This window comes from Streptomyces sp. NPDC002690, from assembly GCF_053592415.1.
The window spans coordinates 1-9,240 of sequence record NZ_JBSFVR010000302.1; the positions used below are offsets into that span (position 1 = coordinate 1).

At 71.8% G+C, this 9,240-nt stretch carries 9 protein-coding genes; 4 read left to right on the top strand and 5 right to left on the bottom strand.

Going from position 1 to position 9,240, the window contains the following annotated elements:
• From ACWD3D_RS28155 to ACWD3D_RS28165, 3 genes are all read right to left on the bottom strand, one after another.
• The coding region (locus tag ACWD3D_RS28155) for a sugar phosphate isomerase/epimerase family protein (protein ID WP_451463594.1) at positions 1 to 1,025 on the bottom strand (1,025 nt) is incomplete at its 3' end.
• 266 nt (positions 1,026 to 1,291) lie between these two features.
• Positions 1,292 to 2,167 carry a transglutaminase-like domain-containing protein gene (locus ACWD3D_RS28160; protein ID WP_451463595.1) on the bottom strand — a complete coding sequence of 292 codons (876 nt, stop codon included), beginning with the start codon at positions 2,165 to 2,167 and terminating at the stop codon, positions 1,292 to 1,294.
• A gap of 38 nt (positions 2,168 to 2,205) precedes the next feature.
• Positions 2,206 to 3,207, bottom strand: coding sequence for a GNAT family N-acetyltransferase (locus tag ACWD3D_RS28165; protein ID WP_451463596.1), 1,002 nt, complete (start codon positions 3,205 to 3,207; stop codon positions 2,206 to 2,208).
• A 117-nt stretch (positions 3,208 to 3,324) separates the two neighbouring features.
• Here ACWD3D_RS28165 and fdxA point away from each other — a divergent pair, with 117 nt between their 5' ends.
• Together fdxA and dapC are read left to right on the top strand one after the other, a co-directional pair.
• Positions 3,325 to 3,645 carry a ferredoxin gene (gene fdxA, locus ACWD3D_RS28170; protein ID WP_065490770.1) on the top strand — a complete coding sequence of 107 codons (321 nt, stop codon included), beginning with the start codon at positions 3,325 to 3,327 and terminating at the stop codon, positions 3,643 to 3,645.
• A 122-nt stretch (positions 3,646 to 3,767) separates the two neighbouring features.
• Entirely contained in the window at positions 3,768 to 4,865 is a 1,098-nt protein-coding gene (gene dapC, locus ACWD3D_RS28175; RefSeq protein ID WP_451463597.1) for a succinyldiaminopimelate transaminase, read from the top strand.
• Between the two features lie 214 nt (positions 4,866 to 5,079).
• On the opposite strand, the gene ACWD3D_RS28180 is transcribed toward dapC, so the two are convergent.
• Together ACWD3D_RS28180 and ACWD3D_RS28185 are read right to left on the bottom strand one after the other, a co-directional pair.
• Positions 5,080 to 5,490 (bottom strand): ATP-binding protein, encoded by a 411-nt coding sequence (locus ACWD3D_RS28180; protein ID WP_451463598.1) that lies wholly within the window; start codon positions 5,488 to 5,490, stop codon positions 5,080 to 5,082.
• A gap of 328 nt (positions 5,491 to 5,818) precedes the next feature.
• Positions 5,819 to 6,862 (bottom strand): hypothetical protein, encoded by a 1,044-nt coding sequence (locus ACWD3D_RS28185; protein WP_451463599.1) that lies wholly within the window; start codon positions 6,860 to 6,862, stop codon positions 5,819 to 5,821.
• A 236-nt stretch (positions 6,863 to 7,098) separates the two neighbouring features.
• Between ACWD3D_RS28185 and dapE the strand changes: the two genes are divergently transcribed.
• Positions 7,099 to 8,178, top strand: coding sequence for a succinyl-diaminopimelate desuccinylase (gene dapE / locus ACWD3D_RS28190; protein ID WP_451463600.1), 1,080 nt, complete (start codon positions 7,099 to 7,101; stop codon positions 8,176 to 8,178).
• 84 nt (positions 8,179 to 8,262) lie between these two features.
• Positions 8,263 to 9,066 carry an LOG family protein gene (locus ACWD3D_RS28195; protein ID WP_451463601.1) on the top strand — a complete coding sequence of 268 codons (804 nt, stop codon included), beginning with the start codon at positions 8,263 to 8,265 and terminating at the stop codon, positions 9,064 to 9,066.
• Positions 9,067 to 9,240 lie beyond the last annotated feature (174 nt).

A 9,240-nucleotide genomic window follows, 5' to 3' on the forward strand; every position in this document is an offset into this window, starting at 1 on the left:
ACTGCCACTTTAATGTAGCACTTAACTTTGTTAGCGCCACGTAAACGTGAGGGTAGTGACTCAAAAAATCTCATCAGAGGTACGGTTGGGCGATGCCCGGCGCGGCGCGGCAGGACGCGCCGGATGTACTCGCGGTTGGAGGCGGCCACGCTCAAGCCGTCGCCGCCGTAGTGCTCGACGCAGAAGGCGCCGGTGTAGCCGTGCGCGAGGGCGATCTTGATGGCCTTGCGGTAGCTGACGAAGCCGGACTCCATGGGGGCCGGAGAGGTCAGGACGGTGCCCGTGGCGGGGTCCTCGACGCGGTAGTAGCTCTTCACGTGCCAGTAGTTGGCGTGCGGCAGCGTCTTGGTGACCATCGACTCCCAGGACTCGATGGGGCGCTGCATCCGGATGAGGTTGCCGAGGTCCGGGTTGAGGCCGACGTTGTCGCGGCCGATGTCGGTGAGCAGGGCGACGGAGGAGTCCGCGGTGCCGAGGTAGGTGTCCTCGTACATCTCCAGGGACAGCTCCACGCCCACCGAGGCGGCGTGGTCGGCGAGTTCGCGCAGCCTGCTGACGGCCTTGTCCCAGGTCTCCTGGTCGCCGACCGGGTCCTTGGGGCCCGGTACCGTCCAGAACCAGAGCACCGCCTGCTGCTCGGGGGTGAGCGGCCGGTGCAGGCCGACCGAGACGAGCGGGACGCCGAGGGCGGCGGCCGCGTCGATGGTGCGGTGCGAGTAGGCGAGGTTGTCGTCGCCGTCGACGGGGTCGATGACGCTGCGCCGGATCGCGGAGATGGCCGGGGCGGTCAGACCGACCTCGGAGAGCGTGGTCCGCAGCTCCTCCAGGCGGGCGGGGGCGAGGTCGCCGGGGCGCAGCCAGCCGTCCGTGAGGTCGACCTCGGTGAACCCGGCGTCCGCCACCTCCTGGAGGCTCTCGGCCCACTGCTCGGCGGTCTGCTCCTGGGTGGAGATCCCGTCGGGTCCGACGTTCGGGAACTGCAGCAGGGCGGCGGCGATCGGCCAGGTTTCTGCGGTGTGAGTCATCATCGGCTCCCTTTCTCTATTTCCTATAGGATCTAGAATCGTGGGGGCTGTCAATGTGCTCCGCATCACGTGCTCGCAGGTGAAGCCCGCAGTACGCGGCCGACCCCGAGGGCGCGCCCGGGGCGCCCGGCGGCAGCCCTTCGGTGAGGGAGATGCCCGGGTGCCGTCGGCTCCGTCGTGCCCGGGCCGCCGCCGGTCGGGCCGAGCCCGGGTCGTCGCCGGTCGAGCCGTGCCCGGGTCGTCGCCGGTCGAGCCGTGCCGGGGCGTCAGTTCAGCCGCGCACGCGCCGCCCGCGCGTCCCGCCGTATCGTCTCGGCCGCCGCGGGCTCGATGCCGCCGATGATGTCCGCGTACTCCTCCATCTCCGCCGCCCCGCGCACGAAGTCGCCGCGTTGAACGAGGAGTTGGGCCCGCTCGTACCGCAGTTTGGCCGGGTGGGACGGCAGCAGGAGCGACAACTCGACCGCCCAGAGCGCCACGTCGGTGCGCTCGGGGCGGGCCGCCGCCCAGGCGCGGATGTTGTTCAGGACGCGCAGCACGATCGCCTGCGGCCGGGCCGGCGTCGGCAGCGACTCGCGCAGCGGCACGCCGGTCGACCCCGCCACCATCAACTCCGCGTCCTCGCCCGTCAGTACCACGCCCCCGGCGAACGGATCGGCCAGCACGTGCTCCGCCGGATCGCCGAAGCCGACCACGAAATGCCCCGGCAGCGCGACCCCGTGGACCGGGCCGCCCGCCCGCCGCGCCACCTCCATCCACACCACGGAGAGCAGGATCGGCAACCCCCGGCGGCGGTGCAGCACCTGCTGGAGCAACGACGACTCCAGCCGCTGGTAGTCGGGGGAGGCGCCGCAGAAGCCGTACCGGCCGCCGAGCAGTTCGCCCAGCGCCGTCGCCCAGTCCTGCGGGGTGGACAGGCCGTGCGGGAGGAGCCCGGCCAGCCGGTCCAGCTCGATCTGCGCCGCGTCGATTCCGTACGGATCGGGGTCACCGGGCGGCGGCTCGGGCATCGCCTCGGCACCCACCAGCAGGCAGAGCAGCGCGAGATCCGGCCGCTCCGAGCGTGCTTCCTCGGCGAACCGCGCCCGGCGCCCGGCCGTGGAGAAGTCCTCGGAGTCCGCTCCGTCGCCCACGGGGTCCATCTCTGACACCTGTTCCGCCGCTCCGAACGCCCGTGCCGTTACGCGGAACGGAAGTGGTGGTACCGGTGGTGGGTCACAAAACCCATCCGGTCGTACAGGGTGAGCGCCCCGGCGTTGTCCTCCTCCACCTGGAGCCAGGCCGCCGAAGCGCCCTCCTCCAGGGCGGTACGGGCCAGTGCGGTCATCACCGTGGTGGCCAGACCCCGGCGCCGGTAGTCCGGGTTCACCTCTATCGCCCCGAATCCGGCCCATCGGCCGTCCACCACGCACCGGCCGATCGCGGCGGGCACACCCGCCGGGTCGTCGCCCGGCACCGTCGCGAACCAGACCGACGGGCCCTGGGACAGCACGTGGAGCATGGGAGCCGGGTCCCCTCCGGCGCGGTGATAGCGCCCCAGCCACGGGGCGTCGAGGGTCCGGTGGAGGAGGACCCGGGAGACGTCCGAGTCCTGGTCACCGAGGGGAGCCAGCGCGGCGATCCGTACTTCGGCGGACACCTCGCGCCGCCAGCCGTTCTCCTCCAGCTCGGCGCAGAGCGCCTCCTGGCTGTCGGCGGCGCCGGTGCCCGCCTGGACGTAGGCGGGCAGGCCGCGCTCCGCGTACCACCGGGCGGCGTGCGCCAGCGCGTCCGCGACCGGCATCCCCGGATCGCCCAGCGGCAGGACCGAGTTGGCGCGGCGGGTGAAGCCTCCCGCGGCGCGCAGTCGCCAGTCGCCCAGTGCCTCGTTCTCCACCGGCTGCCAGGCGTGCGCCGTCGCCCGGGTGAGCTCGGCGAAGGTGGCCGCGGGGCCGGAGCGGCGCGCGGGGGCGGGCGGGACGACCTTGCCGGCGACGAGCGTGGATTCCGCGATGTGGACACCCTGTCCACTCCTGGGTGTGATCCGGAGCACGCCCGCGTCCCAGGATGTGAGAACACCGACCGTGTCCGTGAACGCGGCCCCCGGGGCACCTTCCTCACAACGGCACCGGACGGACACGCGTTTTCCCACATCAGCCTGGGTAATACGGACCTCGAGCCGTCCGCCGACGGTGAATTCCACGGCTCCTACCGCCCCTCCTGTTCGGATCGCGCTGAACTACGGAGATACTAGGTGAGGGCATCATCGACGCCGCGCTCCCGCGCGAGAGCCAACGCCCTACCGAGGAGGAACGACAGCGTGACCTACGTCATCGCGCAGCCTTGTGTCGACGTAAAGGACAAGGCCTGCATCGAAGAGTGCCCCGTCGACTGCATCTACGAGGGTCAGCGGTCCTTGTACATCCACCCCGACGAGTGTGTCGACTGCGGCGCCTGTGAGCCGGTCTGTCCGGTCGAGGCCATCTTCTACGAGGACGACACCCCCGAGGAGTGGAAGGACTACTACAAGGCGAACGTCGAGTTCTTCGACGACCTCGGGTCGCCCGGTGGCGCTTCCAAGCTGGGGCTCATCGAGCGCGACCACGCCTTCGTGGCCGCGTTGCCGCCCCAGAACCAGTAAGCGACGGCCGCGGCCCCGCCACACCCAGCACAGACGCGGCAGCAGATGTGCCGCCCGGTCCCGTACGGCTCGTCACCGTGCGGGACCGAGGTGTTTTCGCCCGTACGAGAAAGCAGAGTTCCGTGTCCGCAGCACTCTCCTCCCGCCTCCCGGAATTCCCCTGGGACCGCCTCGCACCCCACAAGGCGACCGCCGCCGCCCACCCGGACGGCATCGTGGACCTGTCCATCGGCACCCCCGTCGACCCGGTGCCCGCCGTGATCCAGCAGGCGCTCGCCGCCGCGGCCGACAGCCCCGGCTACCCGACCGTCTGGGGCACCGAGGAGCTGCGCGACGCGCTCAGCGGCTGGGTGGAGCGGCGCCTCGGCGCGAAGGACGTCACCCACCACCACGTCCTGCCGGTGGTGGGCTCCAAAGAGCTGGTGGCCTGGCTGCCGACCCAGCTGGGTCTCGGCCCCGGCGACAAGGTGGCCTTCCCGGCGCTCGCCTACCCGACGTACGAGATCGGCGCCCGGCTCTGCGGCGCGGACGCCGTCACCTACGACGACCCGACCACGCTCGACCCGGCCGGGCTCAAGCTGCTCTGGCTGAACTCCCCGTCCAACCCGACCGGCCGGGTGCTGGCCGGCGAGGAGCTCACCCGGATCGTCGCCTGGGCCCGCGCCCACGACATCCTGGTCGCCAGCGACGAGTGCTACCTGGAACTCGGCTGGGAGGCCGAACCGGTCTCGGTGCTCCACCCGGACGTCTGCGGCGGCTCGTTCGACGGCCTCGTCGCCGTCCACTCGCTCTCCAAGCGGTCCAACCTGGCCGGATACCGGGCGGCGTTCATCGCCGGTGACGCGGCCGTACTCGGCGAGCTGCTCCAGATCCGCAAGCACGGCGGCATGATGACCGCCGCGCCGGTGCAGGCGGCCACCGTCGCGGCCCTCGCCGACGACACCCACGTCGCCGAACAGCGCGCCCGGTACGCCGACCGGCGTGCGGCCCTGCGCGCGGCCCTGGAGGGCCACGGCTTCCGCGTGGAGCACAGCGAGGCGAGCCTCTACCTCTGGGTGACCCGCGACGAACCCTGCTGGGACACCGTGGCGTACCTCGCCGGACTCGGCATCCTCGTGGCGCCCGGTGAGTTCTACGGCCCGGCGGGGGACCGCTTCGTGCGGGTCGCGTTCACCGCGACCGACGAGCGGGTCGCGGCGGCCGTGAAGCGGCTGTCCTGAACTTCGGCGGCCGAACGACGGTGCCTGACCGTCGGCGCCTGGGCATCGTTGCCTGAAGGACGGTGACCGCACGCCGAGGGGCCCCGGGACCAAGTGATGCTGTTGGTATTCACCCACAGCATCACCAAGCCCCGGGGCCACTCGGCGGCACTGATGCCCTGCGGGGTACGCGGCGGCTCCCGGCCGCCCCCTGCCCCGGGCTCGGCGTATTCCGTCAGCCGCCGAGCGGCAGGGCACCCGCGAGGCGCTCGACGGGCAGGGAGCCGCCGGTCGCCTTGTCGGCGGTGCCACCGAGCACCTCGGCCGCCTGACCGGTGGTCTTGCCGGCCTTGTCCTTGGCCTCGGGAGCGACCAGCTCGCCCGCCTGGTTCACCGTCTTCGCGGCGACCGGGACGGCCGTGCCGACCAGCTTGCCGCCCGTCTCGTTCAGCGTCTTCGCGCCCTGCTGGGCGGTGCTGTCGAGGGTGCTGCTGAGGTTCGCGCTGTCCAGGTTGGTCAGACCGCCCAGGTCGGGCGTCTGCGGGAGCCCCGCCGCGTTCGCGGCACCGGCCGCGCCGATCACGGGGGCGGCCGCGGCGATCAGCAGGACGGCGCGGGCGATACGGCGGGTCAGGGGGAGGGACATGATGCTCCTTCGGCGGGAAAGTCGTCAGTTCCTGCCGGTGCTCGCCGTGCTCGGCGTGCCCGGCAGTCCTCGTCCGGCGTTCCGGACGGACTGATCAACTGCGCCGGGGGCGGGGGAGGTTGCGGTGGGCCGAGGTAAAGAGTCGGCAATGCGTCGGATAATCCGCACCCCGGACGCTTGGTCCGGGCACGGAATTCCGCGTCACTCGAAGTACCGTCACTTCCCATGCGCCCCACGGGAAACGGGGCATCCGCCCCTACCCCGCGACCGGTGCGGGGGCGACCCGGCTGCCACCGTCCGGGATGGCCCCTGCGGGTGACGAGCCGCGCTACTGTGCGAGGCGCATCCGGACCGCGCCGGTGTCCGATTCCGCCGACTCTGCGGTGTCTGTGGACTTCGCGTCCTGGGCCCGCTCGGTACGCCAGCCCGCACCGGCGGTCCATACCTTGCCCGCGTAAGCGATCTCGTCGATACCGAGGTCGGCGGCGCGCGCGACCGCCCAGTGGGCCAGCGACCAGCCCCGCTGCGCGGCCGTCGTCGCGGCGGTGTCCCTCGCGTCCCCGGCCCCGGCCCCGTTCTTCGCGTCGGCCCCGTCCTTCGCGTCCGTCGCGCCCTTCGTGTCCGTCGCGCGCACCGGTACCGCGACCGTGTGCGAGGCCGCCGGTTCCGCGGGTTCGCCCGCCGGCAGGACCCCCTTGCCGAAGTCCCGCACCAGCTCGGAGCGGAGCCGGTCCGGGTCGCCCGGTGCGGCGGCGGTCGTGGTGACCGGCGCCGCACAGTTCACCGAGGCGGGGATACGCCCGGTCAGCGCGGAAGCCAGCAGTATCGCGTCCGGTTCGTGCTTCGCGTACGCCTCCGGGAACCCGCTGCGCTGCACCCGCTGCGCGGCCTCCGTCAGGGGCAGGTCCTCGTAGTGGCTGATCTTCGCGAGGTGCTCGTAGAACTTCCCGGAGGAGTACACCGGGTCCTGGATCTGCGCGGAGGTGCCCCAGCCCTGCGAGGGGCGCTGCTGGAAGAGGCCGAGGGAATCCAGGTCGCCGTAGTCGATGTTGCGCAGCTGCGACTCCTGGATCGCCGTCGCCAGCGCGATGGCCACGGCCCGCTCCGGCATCCCGCGCGCGGCCCCCACGGCGGCGATCGTCGCCGCGTTGCCGGCCTGGTCGACGCCCAGCTCGTACGTCCTTCCCTCGCCGTCCGCCTTTCCGTCGCCGGAGCGCACCTCGCAGCCGGTCAGCAGGTCCTTGCTGCCGGAGAGGTACTGCACGGCGAGATACCCGGCCAGAGCGGCGAGTACGACGAATGCCGCGAGCACCTGGAAGAGGCGGCGGCGGCCCGTGGGGCGGCTGGGAGTGGAGAGTGTCGTCCGAGGCACTGGCCCACCGTACTGGAGGGTACGGGCAGGGCCGAGATCCTTGCAGCCGCGGATGTCCGCCCCGGAACGCCGACCGGAGTGCACCCCTTGTTTACCGGACGTTCCCGGCATCTCGCCCCGGCGTCCCTGGTCCGGGCCCCGTCAGGCCCTGGTCAGGCCCTCGCCCGTCCCTCCGTCACCGGTCCGTCCGCATCCCCCGGCGGATGAGGGCGCGCCGGAGTAATAGGGTCGGAACCATGGCCGATCGCACGCTTGACCTTGCCCTGGACGGACCCGCGCTCACCGCCCGACTCGTCGACTTCCCGTCGGTGAGCGGGGAGGAGAAGGAACTGGCGGACGCCATCGAGGCGGCCCTGCGCGAACTGCCGCACCTCACGGTCGACCGGCACGGCAACAACGTGGTCGCCCGCACGCACCTCGGCCGCCCCGAACGCGTGGTCCTGGCCGGACACATCGACACCGTGCCGATCGCCGGCAACGTGCCCTCCCGGCTCGACGAGAACGGTGTCCTCTGGGGCTGCGGCACCTCCGACATGAAGTCCGGGGTCGCCGTCCAGCTGCGGATCGCCGCGACCGTCCCCGAGCCCAACCGCGACCTCACCTTCGTCTTCTACGACAACGAGGAGGTCGCCGCCCACCTCAACGGCCTCGGCCATGTCGCCGAAGCCCACCCCGACTGGCTGGAAGGCGACTTCGCGGTCCTCCTGGAACCCTCCGACTCCCAGGTCGAGGGCGGCTGCCAGGGCACCCTGCGCGTCATCCTGCGCACGGAGGGCGAACGCGCCCACTCCGCGCGCAGCTGGATGGGGTCCAACGCCATCCACGCCGCCACCCCGATCCTCACGGCGCTCGCCGCGTACGAACCGCGCCGCCCGGTCATCGACGGCCTCGAATACCGCGAGGGCCTCAACGCGGTGAAGATCGAGGGCGGCCACGCCACCAACGTGATCCCGGACGCCTGCACCGTCACCGTCAATTACCGCTACGCCCCCGACCGCACCGCCGAGGAGGCCCTCGCCCACGTCCGCGAGGTCTTCGCGGACTGCGCGATCGCCGAGTTCACGGTGGACGACCACTCGACGGCCGCCATGCCGGGCCTCTCCCACCCGGCGGCGAAGGCGTTCATGGCCGCCGTCGGCGGCACCGCCCAGCCCAAGTTCGGCTGGACCGACGTCTCCCGCTTCGGCGACCTCGGCGTCCCCGCCGTCAACTACGGTCCCGGCGACGCGCTCTACGCCCACAAGCGCGACGAGCACGTGGTGACCTCACGGATCACCCACTGCGAGGAGCGCCTGCGGTCCTGGCTCACCAGCTGACCCACGGCATTACCCCGCCCGTAACCTCCATGGATCTACGCTGACGGGAACAGCCACAACGCAGGTCGGTGGAGGGAGCAGGTCATGGGCAACCCGGAGGACGGGCGGAATCCCGAGCACGCAGAGATTCCCGCGAACGCGGAGATTCCCGAAGGCGCGGTCAGGCCCGAGGAACAGAGGCTCGGCCCGGTGCTGCGTCGCAGGGAACAGGTACAGCCCGGCACGACCGATCAGCGGCTGCTGGACTCCGAGGACGACTCGGAGTGGGTGCACACCGACCCCTGGCGGGTCATGCGCATCCAGTCCGAGTTCGTGGAGGGCTTCGGCGCACTCGCCGAGCTGCCCAGCGCGATCAGTGTGTTCGGCTCCGCGCGCACCGCGGAGGACACCCCGGAGTACGACGCCGGGGTACGGATCGGCCGGGCGCTCGTCGACGCGGGCTTCGCCGTCATCACCGGCGGCGGTCCCGGCGCGATGGAGGCCGCCAACAAGGGGGCCAGGGAGGCGAAGGGGATCTCGGTCGGGCTCGGCATCGAGCTGCCCTTCGAGTCCGGGCTGAACCCGCACGTCGACATCGGCGTCAACTTCCGTTACTTCTTCGTCCGCAAGACGATGTTCGTCAAGTACGCGCAGGGGTTCGTCGTCCTCCCCGGCGGCCTCGGCACCCTGGACGAGCTCTTCGAGGCGCTGACCCTCGTGCAGACCGGCAAGGTCACCCGCTTCCCGATCGTCCTCTTCGGCTCCGCGTACTGGAGCGGTCTCGTGGACTGGCTCCGGAACACCGTGGTCGCCCAGGGCAAGGCCTCCGAGCGGGACCTGCTGCTGTTCCACGTCACCGACGACGTGGACGAGGCGGTGGCCCTGGTGACGAAGGAGGTCAACCGGTAGCCGGGCCGCCTTCTTCGTCCCGCTCGCCGTCCGGCAGTCCAGTCCGTGACGGCCGTCCGGGTCGGCCCGCAGTCCGGGTCCGGCCCGCAGTCCGGGTCAGCCCGTGGCCCGGTTCTCCCCGAAGGGGAGCTGCTTGCGACGTGCGACGGCCTGGGTCGTCATGGTGACGGCTGT

Coding starts and splice junctions, on each gene's coding strand:
- ACWD3D_RS28160 (WP_451463595.1), bottom strand. CDS start 2,167: ATGGACCCCGTGGGCGACGGAGCGGACTCCGAGGACTTCTCCACGGCC.
- ACWD3D_RS28180 (WP_451463598.1), bottom strand. CDS start 5,490: ATGTCCCTCCCCCTGACCCGCCGTATCGCCCGCGCCGTCCTGCTGATC.
- dapE (WP_451463600.1), top strand. CDS start 7,099: ATGGCCGATCGCACGCTTGACCTTGCCCTGGACGGACCCGCGCTCACC.
- ACWD3D_RS28195 (WP_451463601.1), top strand. CDS start 8,263: ATGGGCAACCCGGAGGACGGGCGGAATCCCGAGCACGCAGAGATTCCC.